Origin of the sequence: Streptomyces sp. WZ-12, assembly GCF_028898845.1 — a bacterium.
GTDB lineage: Bacteria > Actinomycetota > Actinomycetes > Streptomycetales > Streptomycetaceae > Streptomyces.
In genome coordinates, this window is sequence record NZ_CP118574.1 from 3,128,251 (window position 1) to 3,152,228 (window position 23,978).

The 23,978-nt window shown below is 73.1% G+C and carries 15 protein-coding genes; 8 read left to right on the forward strand and 7 right to left on the reverse strand.

What is annotated here, in order from left to right; translation table 11 throughout:
- Positions 1-14: 14 nt before the first annotated feature.
- The 7 genes from PV796_RS13040 to PV796_RS13070 all read right to left on the reverse strand — a co-directional run bounded on the left by PV796_RS13040 (position 15) and on the right by PV796_RS13070 (position 6,908).
- Positions 15-899, reverse strand: a complete 885-nt coding sequence (locus tag PV796_RS13040; RefSeq protein WP_274913172.1) for a cytochrome c biogenesis CcdA family protein — start codon at positions 897-899, stop codon at positions 15-17.
- Complete coding sequence (locus PV796_RS13045) at positions 896-1,660, reverse strand: DsbA family protein (protein ID WP_274913174.1); 765 nt, start codon at positions 1,658-1,660, stop codon at positions 896-898. The genes PV796_RS13040 and PV796_RS13045 overlap by 4 nt, the downstream gene beginning before the upstream one ends.
- Before the next feature lie 58 nt (positions 1,661-1,718).
- Complete coding sequence (locus tag PV796_RS13050; RefSeq protein WP_274913175.1) at positions 1,719-2,141, reverse strand: hypothetical protein; 423 nt, start codon at positions 2,139-2,141, stop codon at positions 1,719-1,721.
- Positions 2,142-2,529: 388 nt separating this feature from the next.
- Complete coding sequence (locus PV796_RS13055; protein ID WP_274913177.1) at positions 2,530-3,057, reverse strand: ATP-binding protein; 528 nt, start codon at positions 3,055-3,057, stop codon at positions 2,530-2,532.
- Between the two features lie 274 nt (positions 3,058-3,331).
- Entirely contained in the window at positions 3,332-4,099 is a 768-nt protein-coding gene (locus PV796_RS13060; protein WP_274913179.1) for an enoyl-CoA hydratase/isomerase family protein, read from the reverse strand.
- A gap of 102 nt (positions 4,100-4,201) precedes the next feature.
- A complete protein-coding gene (locus PV796_RS13065; protein ID WP_446750592.1) occupies positions 4,202-5,428 on the reverse strand; it encodes a L,D-transpeptidase in 1,227 nt (408 codons plus the stop codon).
- 205 nt (positions 5,429-5,633) lie between these two features.
- Positions 5,634-6,908, reverse strand: coding sequence for a L,D-transpeptidase (locus tag PV796_RS13070; RefSeq protein ID WP_274913180.1), 1,275 nt, complete (start codon positions 6,906-6,908; stop codon positions 5,634-5,636).
- A gap of 279 nt (positions 6,909-7,187) precedes the next feature.
- Between PV796_RS13070 and glgX the strand changes: the two genes are divergently transcribed.
- From glgX to PV796_RS13110, 8 genes are all read left to right on the forward strand, one after another.
- A complete protein-coding gene (gene glgX / locus PV796_RS13075; protein ID WP_274913182.1) occupies positions 7,188-9,497 on the forward strand; it encodes a glycogen debranching protein GlgX in 2,310 nt (769 codons plus the stop codon).
- A 154-nt stretch (positions 9,498-9,651) separates the two neighbouring features.
- Positions 9,652-11,547, forward strand: a complete 1,896-nt coding sequence (locus tag PV796_RS13080; RefSeq protein ID WP_274913185.1) for an ABC transporter ATP-binding protein — start codon at positions 9,652-9,654, stop codon at positions 11,545-11,547.
- Positions 11,544-13,451, forward strand: coding sequence for an ABC transporter ATP-binding protein (locus tag PV796_RS13085; RefSeq protein ID WP_274913187.1), 1,908 nt, complete (start codon positions 11,544-11,546; stop codon positions 13,449-13,451). Before PV796_RS13080 ends, PV796_RS13085 begins: the two co-directional genes overlap by 4 nt.
- 391 nt (positions 13,452-13,842) lie before the next feature.
- Positions 13,843-15,834 (forward strand): M4 family metallopeptidase, encoded by a 1,992-nt coding sequence (locus PV796_RS13090; protein ID WP_274913188.1) that lies wholly within the window; start codon positions 13,843-13,845, stop codon positions 15,832-15,834.
- Between the two features lie 295 nt (positions 15,835-16,129).
- Complete coding sequence (locus PV796_RS13095) at positions 16,130-17,761, forward strand: M4 family metallopeptidase (RefSeq protein ID WP_274913190.1); 1,632 nt, start codon at positions 16,130-16,132, stop codon at positions 17,759-17,761.
- A 628-nt stretch (positions 17,762-18,389) separates the two neighbouring features.
- A complete protein-coding gene (locus PV796_RS13100; RefSeq protein WP_274913191.1) occupies positions 18,390-20,393 on the forward strand; it encodes an alpha-1,4-glucan--maltose-1-phosphate maltosyltransferase in 2,004 nt (667 codons plus the stop codon).
- Complete coding sequence (gene treS / locus PV796_RS13105; protein ID WP_274913193.1) at positions 20,390-22,117, forward strand: maltose alpha-D-glucosyltransferase; 1,728 nt, start codon at positions 20,390-20,392, stop codon at positions 22,115-22,117. Before PV796_RS13100 ends, treS begins: the two co-directional genes overlap by 4 nt.
- A 341-nt stretch (positions 22,118-22,458) precedes the next feature.
- Positions 22,459-23,913 carry a maltokinase N-terminal cap-like domain-containing protein gene (locus PV796_RS13110; protein ID WP_274913194.1) on the forward strand — a complete coding sequence of 485 codons (1,455 nt, stop codon included), beginning with the start codon at positions 22,459-22,461 and terminating at the stop codon, positions 23,911-23,913.
- Positions 23,914-23,978 lie beyond the last annotated feature (65 nt).

The following is a 23,978-nucleotide window of genomic DNA, read 5'->3' on the forward strand; positions in this document are numbered from 1 at the left end:
GTGGGCCCGCGCGGCTAGCCGGACGCGCCGTCAAAGTCGTCGGACTCCGCCGCGCCGCGCCGGGCCCCGGCGTCCCGTTTGCGGTCCGGGCGCAGGGCGATCCAGCCGAGCACGGCGGCGACGGCCAGCGCGGCGACCGCCAGCAGGACCGCGTTCGGCACGGCGTTGCCCAGTTGGGCCGCCCACTTCTCCACCCTCATGTCGGAGTCCGCGTCGACGATCCCGGGCAGCGCGCTGGTCCCGTTGAAGGTCAGGAACAGCACGCCGATGCCGATGAAGAACAGCCCGGAGATCACCGACGTGGTGTGCAGCCGCAGCCGGCCGAGCGCGAACTCGCGGCCGCGCAGCCAGCCCCGGGTGCCGAGCCGGAAGCGGTCCCAGAGCAGGGCGAGCACGAAGAGCGGCAGCGCCATGCCCAGCGCGTAGACGGCGAGCATCGAGGCGCCGTAGACCGGGGAGCCGCTGACCGCGGTCACGGTCAGCACCGAGCCGAGGATCGGCCCGGCGCAGAAGCCGGCCAGGCCGTAGACGCAGCCGAGCAGGAAGGTCGACAGGGCGGTGCGCGGGGTTATCCGGGCGGCCGCCTCCTGCGCGCGCCGGGAGGCGAAGCCCAGGCCGACGATCTGCGCCAGGCCGAGCGCGATGACCAGCCAGCCGCCGACCGCGATCAGCAGGTCGCGGTTGCCGTTGAAGAGCTTGCTGGCGGCGGTGCTGGCAGCGCCCAGCGGCACCAGGGTGGTGGCCAGCCCCAGGTAGAACACCCCGGTGCGGGCCAGCAGCCGGCCGGGGCTGGCCAGCGAGTAGGCGAAGAACGCCGGGAGCAGCAGGGCGCTGCACGGGCTGATCAGCGCGAGCGCCCCGCCGAGGAACGCGGCGAGGTAGCCGATGTCGCCGGTCACTTGCCGGCCCCCGCGCCCTTGTGGCGCGCGCTCGCGGCGGCCTGCTCGATGGTCTGCTCGAAGAGCCGGGTCTCCTGCGCGCCGGCGACCGGCCGGCCGTTGATCAGGAAGGACGGGGTGGACTGCACGCCGATCTGGTAGCCCTCCTCCTGGTCCTTCTTCAACGCCTGCTCGGCGGCCGGGGAGTTCAGGTCGGTGCGGAACTTGTCCAGGTCGGGCACGCCGGCGGTGCGGGCCAGCTCGACCAGCTTGTCCTCGGCGAGCGCGTCGCCCTTGCGGGTCTTGGCGTAGAGCTCGTCGTGCAACTGCCAGAACTTGCCCTGCTGGCCGGCGGCCCAGGAGGCGCGGGCGGCGCGCTCGGAGTCGGCGCCGTAGATGGTGAAGTTGCGGAACTCGATCCGCAGGGTGCCGTCCTCGACGTACTTCTTGACCAGGTCGGGCTTGGTCTCGCGGTTGAAGCGGCCGCAGAACGAGCACTGGTAGTCGGCGTATTCGACCAGCACGACCGGGGCGTCGGGCTTGCCGAGGGCCAGCGGGTCGCCGGCGGTGCGGCGGCTGGTGCGCTTGGCGAGGTCGTCGTACAGCTTCTGCTGGCCGTCGTCCTCCTGGGGCGTGACGGAGGCGGCGGCGCCGGGGGCGGTGTCCCGACCGTTCTCGACGGCCTTGCCGACCGCGACGGCGACGGCGATCACCGCCACCACCAGCGCGAGGACCGCGCCAACGGCGGCGAGTTTGCGGGCAGGGGAAGCGGAAGCGGGCATGCGAAAGCTCCTGTGCTGCGAAAGGGGTGTACGGGATGGGCGGGCCGGGCGGGGCGGCCTATATCCGCAGTACGGGCAGGAGCGCGGTGTGGTCCGTGGCCGGGCCGCCGTCGGTGGGCGGGCGGGCCAGGGCGAAGGTCCGGGGGAGGTCGGCGGCGAGCGGCCCGGGGCCCGTGACGTCCGGAGCGAGCGGCTCGGCGCGGTGCGGGGCCGGCAGCGGGGCGGCCTCACCGGGGCTCGGCGCATGGCGGCCGGAGCAGTGCTTGACGCCGTCGGCCACCGCGATCGGGGCGGTGGCGGCCGACGCCGTGGCGGACGCGGTGTTCGGGCCCGCGGGGGCGCTCCGCCAGATGTCGGCGGCCGCGGCGGCGCGGCCGGCCAGCCACGCCTGGTCGCCGCCGATCCGGCAGAGCAACGGGCCGAACGCGACCGCGAGGAGGAACAGCAGGGTCAGCGGCGCGGAGCGGCGCAGCCGGCGCATGATCCCTCCCCCTCGGTGTCGGTCCGTGTCGTCTGGGTCCGTGTCATTCGGAACGTCCCATCCTACGGACCGCCGGCGGCGGGTGACCGCGAACGGCGGCGGACGGCTGCGAACGGCGGCGGTGGCATAGCTCACCCCACTACGCCCCTCATTTGATGGCGAGTTGTCGGGCTATGCCCTCTTTGTCGGCTTTGGTCGGCGGCGGGGCGGCCTGCGATAGTCGTCCGCGGCGACCCCCCGTTGGCGCGGGCCCGGTCGCATCCGGCCGCGCGGGCCACCCCTTCCGCCCGCTGACGGCCGGGAACCGGGGCTCGCCCCGCGGCATCCCGCGGGACGGCCCCGGTCCCGTTTCGCGGGGAGGGCGACGCCCCCGGCGGTCAGCGGTCGGTCAGCGGTCGGTGACCCGGATCTCGAACCAGGTCGTCTTGCCGCGCGGCAGCAGGTCCACGCCCCAGCGGTCCGAGAGCTTGTCGACGAGGAAGAGCCCGCGCCCGCTGACGTCCATCGCCTGCACCGGCATCAGGCAGGGCAGCCCGCGCGAGGGGTCGCGCACCTCCACCCGGATCCAGCCACGGCGGCGCAGTATCCGCAGCCCGAACGTCCGGGCGCCGGTGTGCCGCACGGCGTTGCCCACCAGCTCCGAGACCAGCAGCACGGAGTGCTCGGCGAGTTGGGGCGTCAGGGACCACTGCGTGAGGAGGATGGCGGCGGTCAACCGGCGCGCGATGCGGGCGGACTGGGGGCGCGAGGGGAGCCTGACCTCGCCCAGGGTCGGGTCGCCGACCAGGTCGAGCCCGGCGGGCACCGGTCCGACCGGGGCCGGGGGCGGCTGCCCCTCCGTGCCGGGAATCCCCCAGCGTGCGGCGGCCGTTCCGCTCCGCGGCCGCGGCTGCTCCGTTCCATCCAGGCCCGCCATGCCCCCATCATGACCGCTCGTCAGCGCGTTGGGGGGCGGAACCGGTGGAATCCACTGTCCGGAATCACCGACTCCGCGCCTCCCTCGCGACATATGCCAACGGCAGCGGATGGCCGGCGCCACCCCGTTGACCTGCGGCGCTCCCGTGTGGGCGACGACGGCTCAACGGCCGCCGGCGAGGCCCCGTTACGGTGTACCGGGCGTTTCCGCAATTCGCCCACACGAGGCATGGCGTACCGGCCACTTCACATACGCCACGTCAACAACAGCCGCCTCAGAGGAACTTGGCTTTGCCCGGCCCGTCCTCGACGAAGCTGCGCATCCCGATCTCCCGGTCCTCGGTCGCGAACAGCCCGGCGAACCAGTTGCGTTCGACCGTCAGACCGGTCTCGATGTCGGTCTCCAGCCCGGCGTCGACGGATTCCTTGGCGGCCCGCAGCGCCAGCGCGGGACCGGACGCCAGCCGCGCCGCCCACGCGTGCGCCTGCGCGCGGACCTCCTCGGCGGGCACCACCCGGTCCACCAGGCCGATGGCGAGCGCCTCGTCGGCCTTGACGTGCCGGCCGGTGAAGATCAGGTCCTTGGCCTTCGACGGGCCCACCAGCCGGGCCAGCCGCTGGGTGCCGCCGGCGCCCGGGATCAGGCCGAGCAGGATCTCGGGCTGGCCCAACTTGGCGTTCTCCGCGGCGATCCGGAAGTCGGCGCAGAGCGCCAACTCGCAGCCGCCGCCGAGGGCGTAGCCGGTGAGCGCGGCGACCACCGGCTTGGGGATCCGGGCCACGGCGGTGAACGCGTCCTGTAGGGCCTTGGCCCGCACGATCATCGCGGCGTGGTCCATGGCCTGCATTTCCTTGATGTCCGCGCCGGCCGCGAACACCTTCTCGCCGCCCCAGAGGACGACCGCGCGGACGTCGTCGCGGCGGCCGGCCTCCTCGGCGAGCTCGCGGAGCCGGTCCTGGGTGGCGATGTCCAGGGCGTTCATCGGCGGGCGGTCCAGGCGGATGGTGCCGACGCCGTCGGCGACCTCAAGATGCACAGTCATGCCGGCAGGTTAGTACGCGTTAACGCCCGCACGCCGCCCCGCCTCCGGCCGTACCGCCCGCGCGGCACCCGGCCGCCCGCGTCCCTCCTCCCGGCTACGCCCTTACCCGGCCCGCCACTTGGCCCAGGAGAGGTTCCAGTCGCCGAAGCCGTTGTCGGGCTGGACGGTGCGGTCGTGCGAGTTCCTGACGATGACGAGGTCGCCGATGAGGGAGTTGCGGTAGAACCAGGCCGCGGGGGTGTCGGGGTCGCCGCCGCCGCGCCGGTCGTAGAGGCCGACGCAGCCGTGGCTGGCGTTGCGGGTGCCGAACGTGGCCCGGCCGGACCAGTAGTTGCCGTGGATGAAGGTGCCGGAGGCGCTCAGCCGCATCGCGTGCGGGACGTCCTTGATGTCGTACTCGCCGCCGTAGCCGACGGTCTGGCCGTTCATCCGGGTCACCAGGCTCTTCTCGCTGATCACCATCTGGCCGTTGTAGGTCTCGGTGCCGGGGGCGCCCGCGGTGATCGGCACGGTCTTGAGGGTCTTGCCGTCGCGCACCACCGTCATCTGCTTGGTCCGGGCGTCGACGGTGCTGACCTGGCTGCGGCCGACGGTGAACGAGACCTGCTTGGTCTGGGTGCCGTAGACGCCGGGGCGGCCCTCGACGCCGTTGAGGTCGAGGCGGAGGGTGACCTTGGTGCCGGGCGCCCAGTACTTCTCAGGGCGGAAGTCGAGGCGGTCGTTGCCGAACCAGTGGCCGACGATCGGGACGGCGGGCCGGGCGGTGACCGTGACGGCCCGCTCGACGGCCCGGGGGTGGGTGATGCCGCGGCTGAAACGGATCGAGACCGGCATCCCGACGCCGACCCGTTGGCCGTTCTCGGGGCTGTACTCGCCGATGAAGGTGTTCTTCGGGACGAGGGTGGTGAACGAGGCGTGCTCGGCGGCCTGTCGGCCCCGGCGGTCCACCGCCACCGCTTCGACGGTGTACCGCGTCGAGGCGCCGAGGTGGGTGCTGGGCCGCCACAGGGCGCCGCCGCCGGATATCTCGCCGTCGACCTCGTTACCCTTGGCGTCGGTGACCTTCACCGAACGCAGCTTCCCCTGCTGGGCGGTGACCTTCAGGGCGCCGCTGGTGGCCACCTCCCGGGCGCCGTCCCCGGGCGCTATCACCACGGCGGCCTGTGAGGCGGTCCCCGCCGTCGACCGCCCGCTCGGCGCGCCGTCCGCGTCGCCGCCGCAGGCGGAGACCAACAACAGCATGGGAGCGAGCAGTAGCACGAGCGGACCGCCCGCGCGGCGCGCCGGCGACCGGCGCACCGGCTCCCCCGGCATCGGTTGGACGTTCACGACTGGCCCCTTTCCCCCTCGCACGGCCCGCGACTGGCCCGCGCCCGGGCGACGCCGACCGGGTGCGTGCCGCTAGATAACCACACCGCACCGACAGTCAACTCCCCGCGCTGGTAGGCGTTTAGTCGCGTGCGGCGGGTGGGGCCGCGGGCAAGCGTACGAGCGCCCGGTGGCTCGCGCCGGGGCGCGAGGGGCCGGGGCCGGTTCAGTTCCGCGCGCTGCCCGCCCGCCAGGCCGACCACGGCATGTTCCAGCCGCCCAGGCCGTTGTCGGCGGCGACGGTGCGGTCCGGGGAGTTGTGGACCACCACGGTGTCGCCGACGATCGAGTTCCGGTACAGCCAGCCGGCCGGGGTGTCCGGGCCGCCGCCCCGGATGTCCTTCAACCCCACGCAGCCGTGGCTGGTGTTGAGGCCGCCGAAGACCCGCGGCGAGGCCCAGTAGTTGCCGTGCAGGAAGGTGCCGGAGCGGGTCAGCCGCATGGCGTGCGGCACGTCCGGGATGTCGTACTCGGTACCGAAGCCGACGGTGTCCCCGTCCATCCGGGTCACCGCGTGCCGCTCCAGGATCACCATCGTCCCGTTGTAGGTGGGGTTCTCCTCGTTGCCTGCGGTCACCGGCAGGACGGCGAGCAGCCGACCGTCGCGGTGGACGGTCAGCGTGTGCCGGGCGGCGTCCACGACGCTGATCTGGTCCCGGCCCACCTGGTAGTGGAGGGTCTTGTGCTGGACCCCGTAGGAGCCGGGGCCGGTCCGCACCTCGCGCAGCCGCAGTTGGACGGTGAGGCGGGTGCCCGGCCGCCAACGGGTGCGGGGGCGGAAGTCCAGCCTCCGGTGGCCGAACCAGTGCGGGGCGATCTCGACGGCGGGCCGGGCGCTGACCGTGACCGCGCGCTCGACGGCGGCGCGGTCGAGCACCGGCCGGTTGAAGACCAGCGAGAAGATCAGGCCGGTGCCGACCGTGGTGTCGCTCTCCGGCGAGTAGAAACCGAGGACGCGGTGCGCGGGCGCGAAGGTGGTGAAGGTGGTGCGCCGGCTGGTGCGGCGGCCGGCGCCGTCCAGCGCGACCGCGTCCACGGTGTACCGGGCGCCGAGTTCGAGGGAGTCCGACACCGGGCGCCAGATCGTGCCGTCCCGGGAGATCCGGCCGGCGACCGGCTGCCGGCCGCCGCCGGCGGTGCGGTTGACCTCGACCCGCTCCAACCGGCCCGTCGGCACCCGGACCTCCAACCGCCCGTTGGCCCGTACACCGCGCGCGCCATCTCCGGGGACGATGCGGATGGCCTCCTCCGGGGCGGGCGGCGCGCCCCCGAGGAAGAGGTCAGGTTGGGCGCAACCGGTCAGCGCCACCGCGCCGGTGAGCGCGGCCAGCAGTGCGCGGGTGGTACGGCGCAGGCGGTGCGGCCGGCGGCCCGTCGGCGCGCGGCCCGCGGCGCGGCCCTGGGGGGCGCCCCCTGGTCGATGGTCCTGATGACCGGTCATACGCCGGATTGTGACGGATGATGCGCGAGTTGGACGGTATGCCGCGTATCGGAATGTCATGGACGCGCCGCGAGCGCGGGCGGGGCGGACCCGGGACGACGGAACTCCGCGGAGATCCGTCAGCAGCGCCTTAAGCGTGAGGCAACGCCCGGTTGCGGGCAGAACAACGGTGCAGCACCGCACCGCGGGCGGCGGCCCCGCGCACGGCCGGGACGCCCCCGGCCGACGACCGGGCGCCACCGCCCGGACCTGAGTCCTTCAGCCGCAGGAGGCCGGCACGTGTCCAGCGCACCCGAGCAGGAGGCGGTGGCGGACCAACCGCTCGCCCCGCCCGCGGACGTCCGCCCCGGCAGCCCGACGCCCCTGGGGGCCCGCCACCGCACCGGGCCGGACGGGACCGCCGGCACCAACTTCGCCCTCTGGGCGGGCGGCGCCGAGGCCGTCGAGCTGTGCCTCTTCGACGACGGGGGGCAGGAGACCCGCTACGCCCTGACCGAGTTGACCCACGAGATCTGGCACGGCTTCCTGCCCGGCGTCGGCCCCGGCCAGCGCTACGGCTACCGGGTGCACGGCCGCTGGGACCCCTGGACGGGCGCCCGTTGGAACCCGGCGAAGCTGCTGCTCGACCCGTACGCCCGGGCCGTGGACGGCGACTTCGGGACCCGCACCGAGACCGGCCCCACCGGTCCCGCGCTGCCCGCCCAGCTCTACGGGCACGTCCGGGACTGGCCCGAGCAGCACATCGCCGACACCGTGCGGGACGACCGCGACTCGGCGCCGCACGTCCCCAAGGGCGTGGTGGTCGGCGAGGACGACGACGGGGGCGACGAGTGGCGGGACGACCGGCGGCCCAAGACCCCGTGGCCGGATTCGGTCCTCTACGAGCTCCACGTCAAGGGCTTCACCATGCGCCACCCCGGCATCCCGGAGGGGCTGCGCGGCACCTACGCCGGCCTCGCCCACCCGGCGGCGCTCGCGCACCTCACCCGCCTCGGGGTGACCGCCGTCGAGCTGCTGCCGGTCCACCAGTTCGCGCACGAGGACCACTTGGTGCGCCGCGGGCTGCACAACTACTGGGGCTACAACTCCATCGGCTATTTCGCGCCGCACGCCGGGTACGCCGCCACCGGGACCCGTGGCCAACAGGTCGGCGAGTTCAAGCGGATGGTGCGGGCGCTGCACGACGCCGGCGTCGAGGTGATCCTCGACGTCGTCTACAACCACACCGCGGAGGCCGGTGAACGGGGCCCGACCCTCTCCCTGCGCGGCATCGACAACCGCGGCTACTACCGCCTCCCTGGGGACCCGCGCCGCTACGCCGACTACACCGGGTGCGGCAACACCCTCCACGTCGTCCAGCCGCAGGTCCTGCGGCTGATCACCGACTCGCTGCGCTACTGGGTCACCGAGATGGGCGTGGACGGCTTCCGCTTCGACCTGGCCGCCGCGCTGGCCCGTTCCCTGCACGACGTCGACATGCTCTCCCCGTTCCTCGCGGTGATCGCCCAGGACCCGGTGCTGCGCCGGGTCAAGCTGATCGCCGAGCCGTGGGACGTCGGCGCCGGCGGCTACCAGGTCGGCGCCTTCCCGCCGTTGTGGACGGAGTGGAACGACCGCTACCGGGACACCGTCCGGGACTTCTGGCGCGGCGCCGCCCACGACGTCCGCGACCTGGGCTACCGGCTCTCCGGGTCCAGCGACCTCTACGCCTGGGGCGGCCGCCGCCCGTACGCCTCGGTCAACTTCATCACCGCGCACGACGGCTTCACCCTGCGCGACCTGGTCAGCTACGAGCACAAGCACAACGAGGCCAACGGCGAGGACAACCGGGACGGCACCGACGACAACCGGTCCTGGAACTGCGGCGCCGAGGGCCCGAGCGACGACGCGGCCGTCACCGCGCTCCGCCGCCGCCAGCTCCGCAACCTGCTGACCACGCTGCTGCTGTCCACCGGCGTCCCGATGCTGGTGGCCGGCGACGAGCTGGGCCGCACCCAGCACGGCAACAACAACGCCTACTGCCAGGACGGCGCGACCAGTTGGCTCGACTGGTCGCTGCTGGACGACCCCCACTGGCGGGCCCTGGCCACCCTCACCGCCCGCCTGATCGCGCTGCGCCGCGCCCACCCGGTGCTCCGCCGCCGGGCGTTCTTCTCCGGCCGCCCGCAGCACCGCGGCGGACTGCGCGACCTGGCGTGGTTCCGCGCGGACGGCACCGAGATGACCGAGGCGGACTGGTACGCCCCCGGCGCCACGCTGGCGATGTACCTGTCAGGCAACGACATCCCGCAGCGCGACACCCACGGCACCCGGGTCACCGACGACAGTTTCCTGGCCGTGCTGCACGCCGACCACCGCCCCCGGGACGTGGTCCTGCCCGGCCTGCCCTGGGCGGGCGCCTACGAGCTCCTGGTGGACACCTCCGTCGAGCCGGTCGAGGCGACCGAGCCCCCCGGTCCGGTCGATCCGGTCGATCCGCCGGCCGACGGGGCGCCCGAACTCCCCGCGCGGACCCACAGGTTCGCGGCCGGCGCCGAACTCACCGTTCCGGCACGGACGGTGCTGCTGTTCCGCGCGGTGCCCGGCTGACGGGACCAGCGCTCCGGGTCGGTGACCGGGTACCTGAATCCACGTCAACGAGCCCTGCAACAAGGAGTTTTACCGGCCCCGACCCATCCCGTTCCGGCCGCTCCGGCGCAATCCGCGTGAGCGATGTCAGTGGGGCACCGTACGCTCGCGGGTGATGGCCACGACCATGCGTTCGACGTCCAGCGACGGGCGGACCGGAGCGGTACGGCGCTCCGCGGTGCGCTCGCTCCTACGCCTGTGGCCGTTCGTCCGGCCGGTGCGGGCGCGGCTGTTCACCGCCGCGGGCGTGGCGGTGGTGGCGTCGTGCATCTCGGTGGTCATCCCGCTGGTGCTCAAGTGGCTGGTGGACGGCCCGGTGACGCGCGGGGACACCGGCGGGGTGTGGCGCGGCGGCGGGTATCTGCTGCTGCTCGGGCTCGCCGAGGCGGCGCTGTTCGGGCTGCGGCGGTGGCTGGTGGCGCGCCCCACGGCCGCGGTGGAGGCGTCCATGCGGGACGCGCTCTACCGCCATGTGCAGCGGCTGCCGGTGGCCTTCCACGACCGCTGGGCCTCCGGGCAGTTGCTCTCCCGGGCCACCACCGATCTCCAACTGCTGCGCCTTTTCCTGGTGTTCCCGATGACGTTCCTGTTGGTGAACGGCGCGACCATCGTGGTCGGCGGGGTGCTCCTGCTGGCTCAGCGGTGGACGCTGGGACTGGTGCTGATGGTGCCGGTGGTGCCGCTGATGGTGTTCTGCTCGGTCTTCCAGGCGAGGTACGGGCGGGCCGCCCGGCTGGCGCAGGACCAGGTCGGCGATCTGACCACGGTCGTCGAGGAGTCGGTGCTCGGCATCCGGATCATCAAGGGGTTCGGGCGGCACCGCAGCCAGGCCCGCGCGTTCCGGGAGCTGGCCGGCGCGGTCCGCACCACCGAACTGGCCAAGGCCCGGCTGCTGTCGGTGCTCTGGGGCGTGGGCACCCTCCTGCCGGAGCTGGCGCTGGCCGCCGCGCTGGTGCTGGGCACGGTCCAGGTGGCCGACGGGCAGGTGTCCGCCGGCACCCTCGTCGCCTTCCTGTCGACGGCGCTGGCGCTGCGCTGGCCGGTGGACTCGATCGGCTTCCTGCTGGCGATGAGCAGCGCCGCGGCGACCGCCGCCGACCGGTACTTCGAGGTGCTGGACGAGCCGCCGCTCCAGGAGGACGGCCCGCCCCCGCGCCGGCCGGGCGCGCGCCCCGAACGGGCCGGCGGCGGGCTGGTCTTCGAGGGGGTGGAGTTCCGCTACCCGGATGCTCCCCCCGGGGCCCCGCCGACCCTGCGCGGCGTCGATCTGCACGTCCGCCCCGGGGAGACGATGGCGCTGGTCGGGGCGACGGGCAGCGGCAAGACCACGCTCACGGCGCTGGTGCCGCGGCTCTACGACCCCACCGCGGGCCGGATCACCCTGGACGGCCGGGATCTGGCCACGCTCACCCGCGAACAGGCCCGGGCGCTGGTCGCGGTGGCCTTCGAGGAGCCCACCCTGTTCTCCACGACGGTGGCGGAGAACGTCCTGATGGGCACCGCGGACGACCTCGCGGACGGCGCCGTGGGCGGCACCGCGCGCGGCACGGCGGCGGACCGCTCGGCGGATCTGCGGCGGGCACTACGGGTCGCGCAGGCCGAGGAGTTCGTCGCGGCCCTCCCCCGGGAGGCGCACACCGAGGTCGGCGAGCAGGGGATGAGCCTGTCGGGCGGGCAGCGCCAACGGCTGGCGCTGGCCCGCGCGGTGGTCGGCCGGCCGCGGTTCCTGATCCTCGACGACCCGCTCTCCGCGCTGGACGTGCACACCGAGGCGCGGGTGGAGGCGGCGCTGCGCGAGGTGCTGGCCACCACGACGGCCCTGGTGGTCGCCCACCGGCCGTCCACGGTGCTGCTGGCCGACCGGGTGGCGCTGCTGTCCGGCGGCCGCATAGCCGCCGTCGGCACCCACCGCCAACTCCTGCGGGAGAGCCCGGAGTACGCGGCACTGATGTCGGGCGGCCCGGAGCGCGGCGGAAGCCCGGGGCAGCACGAGGGGGAGGGCGCGCGATGACGACGACTCAAACCGGGCGGCCGGCCGACGGCCCGGGGAGCCGACTTCCGGGGCGGCGGTCCGCCCCGGGCGACACGGCGCCCGGCGCCCCACCCGACGCACCGGGCGACGCCCCGGACGCCGTGGCGGCGGATCTGCTGCCCACCCCCAAGGGCGCCTCGCGCGCCCTGTTGGGCTCCCTGCTCGCCCCGCACCGCGGCCGGGTGGCGGCGGCCACTCTCGCGCTGCTGCTCCAACAGGCCGCGGCGCAGGCCAGCCCGCTGCTGGTCGCCTATGCGCTGGACCGCGTGGTGCCGGCCCTACGGGCGGGCGACCGCGGCCCGTTGCTGGTGCTGGCCGTGGTGGCGGGCCTGAGCGCCGTGGCGTCCGGCGGCCTCCAGTGGGTCTTCGTCCGGCTCTCCACCCGGGCCGGCCAGGACGTGCTGCTGGACCTGCGGGGCCGGATCTTCCGGCACGCCCAGGCGCTCGGTCTGGACTTCCACGAGCGCTACACCTCCGGCCGGCTCATCTCCCGCTCCACCACGGACATCGAGGCGCTCCGCGAGCTGTTGGAGGAGGGCCTCCAGGAGCTGGTCACGGTCGTCCTCTCGACCGTCTACATCACGGTGACCCTGCTCTGGCTGGACGTCGGCCTGGGCGCCGCGGCGCTGCTCTCGGCGGTGCCGCTGGCGCTGCTGGTCAGCTCGTTCCGGAACCGCTCCGAGCGGGCCTACCGCGCCAAGTCCACCGCCATCGCGGCGGTCATCGTGCGGATCACGGAGACCCTGGGCGGCATCCGCCCGGTGCAGGCGTTCCGCCGCGAGCGGGCCAACGACGCGGCCTTCGACGGGCTCAACTCCCGCCACCGGCAGGTCAACGGCGACGCGATCCTGGAGATGGCCCGCTTCGTCATCGGCTCCCGCGCGGTGGCCAACACCGCGGTGGCCGCGATCGTGCTGTGGGGCGCCTACCGCGTCGCCGACGGCTCGCTCGCCCTCGGCGTGCTGGCCGCCGCGACGCTCTACCTCCGCCGGCTCTACGACCCCATCGACCGGCTGGGCGTGTTCCTGAACGCCTACGAGTCCGCGGCCGCCTCCCTGGAGAAGATCGCCGGGCTGCTGGCCCAGCGGCCGACGGTGGCCGAGCCGGCGGCCCCGCGCGCGCTGCCGCCGGCCGCCCCCGACCGGCCCGGCCGCGAAGTGGCCTTCCGCGGCGTCCGGTTCGGGTACCGCACCGGCGGCGAGGTGCTGCCGCCCTTCGACCTCACGCTGGCCGCCGGCACCACCGTCGCGGTGGTCGGCGCCACCGGGGCCGGCAAGTCCACCCTGGCCCGGCTGCTCGCCCGGTTCCACGACCCCACCGACGGCCGGGTGGTGCTGGACGGCGTCGATCTGCGCGAGCTGTCCGGGGCCGAACTGCGCCGCGCGGTGGTGATGGTGACCCAGGAGGCGTTCCTGTTCTCCGGCACGGTCGCCGACAACATCGCGCTGGGCCACCCGGACGCCGACCGCGCGCAGATCGAGCGGGCCGCCCGGGCGATCGGCGCCCATGACTTCATCACCGCCCTCCCGGACGGCTACGACACCGACGTCCGCAAGCGCGGCGGCCGACTCTCCGCCGGCCAACGGCAGTTGGTCAGTTTCGCCCGGGCGCTGCTGGCCGACCCGGCGGTGCTGCTCCTGGACGAGGCGACCAGTTCGCTGGACATACCGGGCGAGCGGGCGGTGCAGCGGGCGATGGGCGCGGTGCTGCGCGGCCGCACGGCCCTGGTGATCGCGCACCGGCTCTCCACGGTGGAGACCGCCGACCGGGTGCTGGTGATGGCCGACGGCCGCATCGTCGAGGACGGCGCCCCGGCCGCGCTGATCGCCGGCAACGGCCGGTACGCCGCGCTGCACCGGGCATGGCGGGACAGCGTGGCCTAGGGCGCTTCTGACGGATCTCCGGCACCGGTCAACTCCCGCCGCGCCACACGGCGTTGACCACCCCCTACCCACCCGGGCGTCCGGTTTACGGACACAGATTTCGCCCAACGGACGTTTTCCGGCCATTTAGTTGAACGGTGCCTGACAATCACGCATCGACGGTGGCACTCTTCCCGGCAGTCGCTCCCCGGACCCCCACGGCACCGCCCCGGGCGGCCGCGACCCCGGTTCACACCGCTTCCCCCCACACGCTCCACCGTTCTGCCTCGCTCTGCCCGGACGGCCCCTCCGCCGCCCGGTCCCCCCTTGGCCGCCCGGCTCGTCTCGCGGCCCCGCAGAAGGAGTCAGTGTGAGAAGCACCCCCCATAGACCCCGCCCGCAGCGGCGCGCCGTGGCGACCGGCGCGCTGGTTGCGGTCACCGCCCTCCTGGCCGTCGGCGTCCAGGCGGGCACCGGTGCGGCGGCCGCGCCGCACCGGAACACCCCCGCCCCGCACGCGGCCCCCGCCGCCGGCGCGCTGCCCGCCAAGCTCTCCCCGTCGCAACGGGCCGAGCTGCTCCGCACGGCGCACGCCACCACCGACGCCACCGCCCGGCGGCTCCAACTCGGCGCGCAGGAGAAGCTGGCCGTCAAGGACGTCGAGCAGGACGCCGACGGCACCGTGCACACCCGCTACGAACGCACCTACCAGGGGCTGCCGGTGCTCGGCGGCGACCTCGTCGTGCACACCGCCAAGGGCGGCGCCGTCAAGGGCGTCACCAAGGCCACCCGGGGCGCCCTCAAGGTCGCCTCCGTCACCCCGAAGGTCGCGCCGGCCGCGGCCGAGGCCAAGGCCGTCTCCGCTTCCCGGACGCTCGGCGCGAAGAAGGCCGACGCCCAGACCCCGCGCAAGGTGATCTGGGCCGCCGACGGCACCCCGGTGCTGGCGTACGAGACCGTGGTCGGCGGGACCCAGGACGACGGCACGCCCAACCAGTTGCACGTCATCACCGACGCCACCACGGGCAAGAAGCTCTTCCAGTACCAGGGCATCGAGAACGGCATCGGCAAGAGCGAGTACAGCGGTCAGGTCACCCTCGGGAGCTCCGGCTCGGCGCCGAGCTTCACGCTGACCGACACCGCCCGCGGCAACCACAGGACCTACAACCTCAACCACGGCTCGTCGGGCACCGGTTCGCTGTTCACCAACGCGACCGACACCTGGGGCGACGGCACCCCGAGCAACCCCGAGACCGCGGCCGTCGACGCCGCCTACGGTGCCCAGGAGACCTGGGACTACTACAAGAACGTGCACGGCCGCACCGGCATCCGCGGCGACGGCGTCGGCGCCTACTCCCGCGTGCACTACGGCAACAGCTACGTCAACGCGTTCTGGGACGACAGCTGCTTCTGCATGACCTACGGCGACGGCCAGGGCAACAACAAGCCGCTGACCGCGCTGGACGTGGCCGGCCACGAGATGTCGCACGGCGTCACCGCCGCCACCGCCGGCCTGGAGTACAGCGGCGAGTCCGGCGGCCTCAACGAGGCCACCTCGGACATCTTCGGCACCGCGGTGGAGTTCTACGCCAACAACCCCGCCGATCCCGGTGATTACCTCATCGGTGAGAAGATCGACATCAACGGCGACGGCACCCCGCTGCGCTACATGGACAAGCCCTCCAAGGACGGCGCCTCGGCCGACTACTGGTCGAGCGACGTCGGCAACCTCGACGTGCACTACTCCTCCGGCGTCGCCAACCACTTCTTCTACCTGCTGTCCGAGGGCAGCGGCCCCAAGGACATCGGCGGCGTCCACTACGACAGCCCGACCTACGACAACCAGCCGGTGCCGGGCATCGGCCGGGCCAACGCCGAGAAGATCTGGTTCAAGGCGCTCACCCAGTACATGAACGCCAACACCGACTACGCCGGCGCCCGCACCGCCACCCTCCAGGCCGCCGCCGACCTCTTCGGCCAGGGCAGCGCCACGTACAACACGGTCGCCGACACCTGGGCGGCCGTGAACGTCGGCTCCCGCACCACCCCGGGCGGCGGCGACAGCGTCTTCGAGAGCACCGCCAAGGTGGCCATCCCGGACCGCGGTGCGGCGATCACCTCGCCGATCGCGGTCAGCCGCGGCGGCCAGGCCCCCGGCGCGCTGAAGGTGACCGTGGACATCAGCCACGCCTTCCGCGGCGACCTGGTCATCGACCTGCTGGCCCCGGACGGCACCGCGTACCGGCTGAAGAACGCGAGCGCCTGGGACTCGGCGGCCGACGTCAAGACCACGTACACCGTCAACGCCTCGGCCAAGGCCGCGAGCGGCACCTGGAAGTTGCGCGTACAGGACGTCTACGCGGGCGACGCCGGCACCCTCAACGGCTGGAAACTGACGTTCTGACAGCGGTCGGTCACCTTCCGGTCACCGTGATGTGACAGGGCGGGTCAGCACCGGACGCATCCACCCGATCACGACAACTGATCGACCGCACGGCCACGTTGGGCGCCGCTCCCGGACCTCCGGGGGCGGCGCCCCACTCCGTTATCCGGACAACGCGCGCCCCTGGACGGACGATTTTCGGTCAACCTCTTAACAGACTCCTGACATGCACCCGCTCAACTGGCAGTCTTCCCGACGCATGTCACACCCGCATCGCTTTGCACCCCCACCACTTGGCAAAGTTGAAGGAGCACGCGTGACCCCCCACATATCCCGCAAGACCCGGGTGACCGGTGCCGCGGCCGCCGCGGCGGCCCTGCTCGTCGCCGGCATCACCGCGGCCGGCACCGCCGGCGCCGCGCCCGCCCCGGCCGCGCCGAACGGCGCCCCGCTCGCGCTCAGCACCTCGCACCACACCGAGCTGATGCACACGGCGAGCGCCGCCGCCGCGCAGACCGCCGCGGCGCTGAACCTGGGGTCCCAGGAGAAGCTGGTCGTCAAGGACGTCATGAAGGACGCCGACGGCACCGTGCACACCCGCTACGACCGCACCTTCGCCGGCCTGCCGGTGCTCGGCGGCGACCTGGTCGTGCACACCGCCAAGGGCGGCGCCGTCAAGGGCGTCACCAAGGCCACCGACAAGAAGGTCGCGGTCGCCTCCACCACCCCGAAGATCGCCCCGAAGGCCGCCGCGCTGGCCGCCCAGTCGGACGCGACGAAGACCATCGGCGCCAAGAAGGCCGACGCCCAGACCCCGCGCAAGGTGGTCTGGGCCGCCAAGGGCACCCCGGTGCTGGCGTACGAGACCGTGGTCGGCGGCCTCCAGAAGGACGGCACGCCCAACCAGTTGCACGTCATCACCGACGCCAACACGGGCAAGAAGCTCTTCCAGTACCAGGGCATCGAGACCGGCGTCGGCAACAGCGAGTACGCCGGCAAGGTCGACCTGTCGACCAAGAAGGGCAGCAACGGCTACGAGCTGACCGACGACAGCCGCGGCGGCCACCAGACGTTCAACCTCAGCGGCAGCGAGAGCGGCGACGGCAAGCTGTTCACCAAGTCGACCGACACCTGGGGCGACGGCAAGCCGAGCAACCCCGAGACCGCGGCCGTCGACGCCGCCTGGGGCGCCCAGGAGACCTGGGACTACTACAAGGAGGTGCACGGCCGCAGCGGCATCAAGGGCGACGGCAAGGGTGCCACCTCCCGCGTGCACTACGGCCAGAACTACGTCAACGCGTTCTGGGACGACAGCTGCTTCTGCATGACCTACGGCGACGGCCAGGGCAACAACAAGCCGCTGACCGCCCTTGACGTCGCGGGTCACGAGATGTCGCACGGCGTCACGTCCGCCACCGCCGGCCTGGAGTACAGCGGCGAGTCCGGCGGCCTCAACGAGGCCACCTCGGACATCTTCGGCGCCTCCGTCGCGTTCCACGCCAAGAACCCGACCGAGCCGGGCAGCTACTTCATCGGCAAGAAGATCGACATCAACGGCGACGGCAAGCCGCTGCGCTACATGGACAAGCCCTCCAAGGACGGCCAGTCCCTGGACAGTTGGACCCCGGACGCCGGCAACGTGGACGTCCACTACTCCTCCGGCATCGCCAACCACTTCTTCTACCTGCTGTCCGAGGGCAGCGGCCCGAAGGACGCCAACGGCGACCACTACGACAGCCCGACCGCCGACGGCTCGAAGGTCACCGGCATCGGCCGGGACAAGGCCGAGAAGATCTGGTACAAGGCGCTGACCGCGTACATGACCTCGACCACCGACTACAAGGCGGCCCGCGAGGCGACCGTCAAGGCGGCCACCGACCTCTACGGCAAGGACAGCGCCGAGGTCAAGGGCGTCGAGTCGGCCTGGAACGGCGTCGCGGTCAAGTAACGTCACGTCACACCACGGGCATCAACGGGCCGCGCACCGCGGCCCGTTGACCGCAGCGCACCGCGCCGGCGTGGCCGGGGGGAACTCCCCCCGGCCACGCCGGCTTTTTTCGGCCGCGCCCCGGCGCCCGCAGGCCGGTCGTCGCCGGTCCGTACCGCCGGGTCCGTCGATATGGCCGATTCCAGCCCCGCAGGCGCTCTTGTACGGACCCCTGTGCGGCGAGAGGCTGCGGTGGTGGCGCCGACGGGCCCCGGCGCGGCGACGGACTTCCGCACACCGCAACTCCGCTGTGATCACACCGAGTTGAGGAGTCGCATGCCGAACCGTGTCAGCACCGCTCCACCGCCGCCCACCACGGCGGCACCCCGGGCCCCTGGGAGCGCACCACGTGAGCGGCTACGAATCGGTAGTTCACATTCCCCCGGCTTTCCCGGCCGCCGCCCACGGGAAGGCTCCTGTGGTACGCCGCGCCGCGCCCCCGGACGGCGGGGCCCGATCCGACCCACCGCGCCGTCCGCCAGCGGAGTGAAAGCGGACAGGAGCGCCGATGCCCGCACCCCGCACCCCCACTACGGAGCCGATACAAAGGACAAAACCCCGCAAAGCACCACAATCCCCAGGTGAGCCCATGATCGGTCGCATCCCCGTACTGGACATCCGCCCGCAGATCGATTGCGGTCGCCGCCCGGCGAAGGCCGTGGTGGGCGAGACCTTCGAGGTCTCCGCCACGGTCTTCCGAGAAGGCCACGACGCGGTCGCCGCCAACGTGGTGCTGCGCAACCCGGCGGGCCGCTGCGGCCCGTGGACCCCCATGCGGGAGCGGGCGCCGGGCACCGACCGGTGGGCGTGCCGGGTCACCCCCGACGTCGAGGGGCGCTGGACCTTCACCGTGGAGGCGTGGTCCGACCCGATCGCCACCTGGCGCCGGCACGCCGGCATCAAGATCCCGGCCGGCATCGAGCCCGAACTCGTCCTCGCCGAGGGCGCCGACCTGCACGAACGGGCCGCCGCCGAGGTCCCCAAGAGCGACGGCCGGGAGGCCGTGCTGGCCGCCGTCGACGCGCTGCGCAACGCCGCCCGGCCGGCCGCCACCCGCCTGGCCACCGCGCTCGCCCCGGAGGTCACCGGCGCCCTCGACCGCCACCCGCTGCGCGAACTCCTCACCGTCTCCCGCCCGATGCCGCTGATCGTCGAGCGCCGAAGAGCCCTGTTCGGCTCGTGGTACGAGCTCTTCCCGCGCTCCGAGGGCGCGGTGACCGCCCCCGACGGAAGCGTCGTCGGCGGCACCCTGCGCACCGCCGCCGAACGACTGCCGGCGATCGCCGCGATGGGCTTCGACGTGGTCTACCTCCCGCCCGTCCACCCCATCGGCACCACCCACCGCAAGGGCCCCAACAACACGCTCTCCGCGGGCCCGCAGGACGTCGGCTCCCCCTGGGCCATCGGCTCGCCGGCCGGCGGCCACGACGCGCTCCACCCGGACCTGGGCACCTTCGCGGACTTCGACCACTTCGTGCGCACCGCCCGCGACCTGCGGATGGAGGTGGCGCTGGACTTCGCCCTCCAGTGCTCCCCCGACCACCCCTGGGTCAGGCTGCACCCCCAGTGGTTCCACCACCGCGCCGACCGCACCATCGCCTACGCGGAGAACCCGCCGAAGAAGTACCAGGACATCTATCCGCTCGCCTTCGACGCCGACTTCCGCGGACTGGTCCGGGAGACCGAGCGGTTGCTGCGCTTCTGGATGGCCAAGGGCGTGCGGATCTTCCGGGTGGACAACCCGCACACCAAGCCGGTGGCGTTCTGGGAGAAGGTGCTCGGCGACATCAACCGCACCGACCCCGATGTGCTCTTCCTGGCCGAGGCGTTCACCCGCCCCGCGATGCTGCACACCCTCGCGCAGATCGGCTTCCAGCAGTCCTACACCTACTTCACCTGGCGCAACACCAAGCAGGAGCTGACCGAGTACCTCACCGAGCTGACCGGCGAGAGCGCCGGCTACCTGCGGCCCAACTTCTTCGTGAACACCCCCGACATCCTGCACGCCCACCTCCAGGAGGGCGGCCGCCCGGCCTTCGAGTCCCGCGCCGTCCTGGCCGCCACCCTCTCCCCCGCCTGGGGCGTCTACGCGGGCTACGAGCTGTGCGAGGCGACCGCGGTGCGGCCCGGCAGCGAGGAGTACCTGGACTCGGAGAAGTACCAACTCCGGCCCCGCGACTGGGAGAAGGCGGCCCGCGAGGGGCGCACCATCGCCCCGCTCATCACCGCGCTCAACCGCATCCGTCGTCGCCACCCCGCCCTGCAGCAGCTACGCAACCTGCACTTCCACCACGTCGACAACGACGCCGTCCTCGCGTACTCCAAGCGCGCCGGGGACGGCGACGGGACCGACACGGTGCTCACGGTGGTCAACCTCGACCCGCACCACACCCACGAGGCAACGGTGTCGTTGGACATGCCGGAACTCGGCCTCGGCCGGCACGAGTCCTTCCCGGTGCGCGACGAGCTCACCGGCGACACCTACCACTGGGGCAGGGACAACTATGTGCGCCTGGAGCCGGGCAGCTCGCTCGCGCCCGCTCATGTGCTGTCGCTGCGACCGTCCTCACCGATCGGAGGGTCACCCAATTGATCGTCAATGAGCCTGTTCCCGACACGTTCGAAGACACCCCGGCGAAGGACCGCGATCCCGAATGGTTCAAACGGGCGGTCTTCTACGAGGTCCTGGTCCGCTCCTTCCAGGACAGCAACGGCGACGGCATCGGGGACCTCAAGGGCATCACGTCCAAACTGGACTACCTCCAGTGGTTGGGGGTGGACTGCCTCTGGCTGCCGCCGTTCTTCAAGTCCCCGCTACGGGACGGCGGGTACGACGTCGCGGACTACACCGCGGTCCTCCCCGAGTTCGGTGACCTGGCCGACTTCGTGGAGTTCGTGGACGCCGCCCACCAGCGCGGCATGCGGGTCATCATCGACATGGTGATGAACCACACCAGCGACCAACACCCGTGGTTCCAGGAGTCCCGCACCGATCCGGAGGGGCCATACGGCGACTACTACGTCTGGGCCGACGACGACAAGCAGTACGCCGACGCCCGGATCATCTTCGTCGACACCGAGGTCTCCAACTGGACCTTCGACCCGGTCCGCAAGCAGTACTACTGGCACCGCTTCTTCTCCCACCAGCCGGACCTCAACTACGAGAACCCGGCGGTCCAGGAGGAGATGATCTCCGCCCTGCGCTTCTGGCTCGACCTGGGCATCGACGGCTTCCGGCTGGACGCGGTGCCCTACCTCTACGCCGAGGAGGGCACCAACTGCGAGAACCTGCCGGCCTCGCACGCCTTCCTGAAGCGGGTGCGCGCCGAGATCGACGCGCAGTACCCGGACACCGTGCTGCTGGCCGAGGCCAACCAGTGGCCGGAGGACGTGGTCGACTACTTCGGCGACTACGGGGTCGGCGGCGACGAGTGCCACATGGCCTTCCACTTCCCGGTCATGCCGCGGATCTTCATGGCGGTCCGCCGGGAGTCCCGCTACCCGGTCTCGGAGATCCTCGCCAAGACCCCGGCGATCCCGTCCGGCTGCCAGTGGGGCATCTTCCTGCGCAACCACGACGAGCTGACCCTCGAAATGGTCACCGACGAAGAGCGCGACTACATGTACGCGGAGTACGCCAAGGACCCGCGGATGCGCGCCAACATCGGCATCCGCCGCCGGCTGGCCCCGCTGCTGGACAACGACCGCAACCAGATCGAGCTGTTCACCGCCCTGCTGCTGTCGCTGCCCGGTTCGCCGATCCTCTACTACGGCGACGAGATCGGCATGGGCGACAACATCTGGCTCGGCGACCGGGACGCGGTGCGCACCCCGATGCAGTGGACCCCGGACCGCAACGCCGGCTTCTCCTCCTGCGACCCCGGCCGGCTGTTCCTGCCGACCATCATGGACCCGGTCTACGGCTACCAGGTCACCAACGTCGAGGCCGCCATGAGCTCGCCCTCGTCGCTGCTGCACTGGACCCGCCGGATGATCGAGATCCGCAAGCAGAACCCGGCCTTCGGACTCGGCAGCTACACCGAACTGCCGTCGTCCAACCCCGCGGTGCTGGCCTACCTCCGGGAATCCCCTGGCAAGGACGGCACCGACGACGACCTGGTGCTGTGCGTGAACAACTTCTCCCGCTTCGCCCAGCCCACGGAGCTGGACCTCCAGGCGTTCAGCGGTCGCCACCCGGTGGAGCTCATCGGCGGCGTCCGCTTCCCGGCGATCGGCAAGCTGCCGTACCTGCTGACGCTGGCGGGCCACGGCTTCTACTGGTTCCGGCTCCGCAAGAGCGGGTACCACGCCGGCTAGCCGACCGTGCCACCACCGGGCACGGGCCCCGTAAAGACCCGCGCCCGTACGCGACCGAGCCGCGCGTACGGGCGTTTTTCGACCTTTCGCCCGGGCACCCTCCCGGTACCGCTCGGGCTGGGCGGGCCGTGGTCGGCCCCCTCGGCCCGGCACGCGGGGCCTCCTGCTCGTCGGGGCTCGGGCGACGCCACCGAGCAGCGAAGCGAACGCCGAGAAACGCCGGGAACGCGCGCGCGTAAGGACGATCTCGCCCGACACGTCCCACACCACCGCACCGTAAAGGCCGCATTCCGGGACACTTTGCCCTGTCTGTCGTGTGCCCGGGGAAAGGACGCGACGCCATGTCGGATACCGCCTCGACCCGCGCCACCCGCCACGCCCCCGACCGCTCGCCGGTCACCGCACCCGATCTGCTCTCCTCGCTGGCGCCGCTGCTGGCCGAATGGGTGCCGCGGCAGCGGTGGTTCGCCGGCAAGGGCCGGCTGCTCACCGGCTTCGCGCTGGTCTCGGCGACCGAACTGCTGCCGGGCACCGACGAGGGCGGCGCACCCGGCCTGCTCCACCTGCTGGTCCGCGCCCAGCAGAGCGCCCCGCCCAGCCGCACCCCGGCCGGCGGCGACTGCTACCAACTGCTGCTGGGCACCCACCCCGCGCCGCCGCCGCACCTGGCACCCGCGGTGGTCGGCCGCCCGGCCGGCGGCCCGCTGCGCGGCCGCACCGTCTACGACGCGCTGCTGGACAACCGGCTGTGCGGGCTGCTGCTGGAACGGCTGCGGGCGCCCGGCCGGATCGGGGCGCTGCGCTTCTGCCGCGAACCGGTCCTGGACATCCCCTCCGGGCTGACCGCCCGGCCGATCGCCGTGGAGCAGTCCAACTCCTCGGTCGTCTATGGCGATACGTTCATCCTGAAGGTCTTCCGGCGGATCGAGCCGGGGATCAATCCGGACCTGGAGCTGCCGCGGGCGCTGGCGGCCGCCCGGTGCGCCCGGGTGCCGGCGCCCGCCGCGTGGTTCGAGTCGGTGCCCGGCGAGGGCGGCGAGGCGACCACCCTGGGCGTGCTCCAGCCGTTCCTCGCCGGCTCCACCGACGGCTGGCAGTTGGCCCTCAACGCGCTCGCGGTGCGGGCCGACTTCACGCGCTCGGCGCGGGCGCTGGGTCACGCCACCGCCGAGGTGCACACCGCGCTCGCCCAGGCCCTGCCGACCACCGAGCTGCGCCGCCCGCAGTTGGACGCGATCGCCGCGCAGATGAACGAGCGGCTGGAGTCCACCGCCCGCGCGGTGCCGGTGCTCCAGCCCTACCGGGCGCCGCTGCGGGCCGCGTTCGACGCGCTCGCCACGATGGGGCACGACGGCCGGAGCTGGGCCGCCCAGCGCATCCACGGCGATCTGCACCTGGGGCAGACGCTGCGCACCGCCGAGGGCGGCCGCTGGGCGCTGATCGACTTCGAGGGCGAACCGGTCCGGCCGCTGGCCGAGCGGCGCCGCCCACAGCCGGCCGTCCGCGATGTCGCCGCGATGCTCCGCTCGTTCGACTACGCGGCCCGCAGCGGGCCGGCCGGCGGCGACCCGTGGGCGCTGGAGTGGGCTCGCCGCACCCGCGCCGCGTACTGCCTGGGCTACGCCGAGGCCGGCGGCCTGGACCCGCGCTCGGCCCCCGAGTTGATGCGCGCCTACGAGACCGACAAGGCCGTCTACGAGGTGCTGTACGAGGCCCGGCACCGGCCCGACTGGCTGGCGGTGCCGATGGCGGCGATCCGACGGCTGGCGGCCCTCGGCGACCAGGGGGCCGGCTGAACCCGCGCCCGGCCGTCCCGTACGCCGCCCGTCGCCCGCACCGACCGACCGATCCCCGCCCGAGG

What these genes read in the sequence shown, in the direction of transcription:
- PV796_RS13085 (WP_274913187.1), top strand. Translation starts at nt 11,544, where the DNA reads ATGACGACGACTCAAACCGGGCGGCCGGCCGACGGCCCGGGGAGCCGA.
- PV796_RS13080 (WP_274913185.1), top strand. Translation starts at nt 9,652, where the DNA reads ATGGCCACGACCATGCGTTCGACGTCCAGCGACGGGCGGACCGGAGCG.
- PV796_RS13100 (WP_274913191.1), top strand. Translation starts at nt 18,390, where the DNA reads ATGATCGGTCGCATCCCCGTACTGGACATCCGCCCGCAGATCGATTGC.
- PV796_RS13055 (WP_274913177.1), bottom strand. Translation starts at nt 3,057, where the DNA reads ATGGCGGGCCTGGATGGAACGGAGCAGCCGCGGCCGCGGAGCGGAACG.
- PV796_RS13045 (WP_274913174.1), bottom strand. Translation starts at nt 1,660, where the DNA reads ATGCCCGCTTCCGCTTCCCCTGCCCGCAAACTCGCCGCCGTTGGCGCG.
- PV796_RS13050 (WP_274913175.1), bottom strand. Translation starts at nt 2,141, where the DNA reads ATGCGCCGGCTGCGCCGCTCCGCGCCGCTGACCCTGCTGTTCCTCCTC.
- PV796_RS13060 (WP_274913179.1), bottom strand. Translation starts at nt 4,099, where the DNA reads ATGACTGTGCATCTTGAGGTCGCCGACGGCGTCGGCACCATCCGCCTG.
- PV796_RS13110 (WP_274913194.1), top strand. Translation starts at nt 22,459, where the DNA reads ATGTCGGATACCGCCTCGACCCGCGCCACCCGCCACGCCCCCGACCGC.
- PV796_RS13070 (WP_274913180.1), bottom strand. Translation starts at nt 6,908, where the DNA reads ATGACCGGTCATCAGGACCATCGACCAGGGGGCGCCCCCCAGGGCCGC.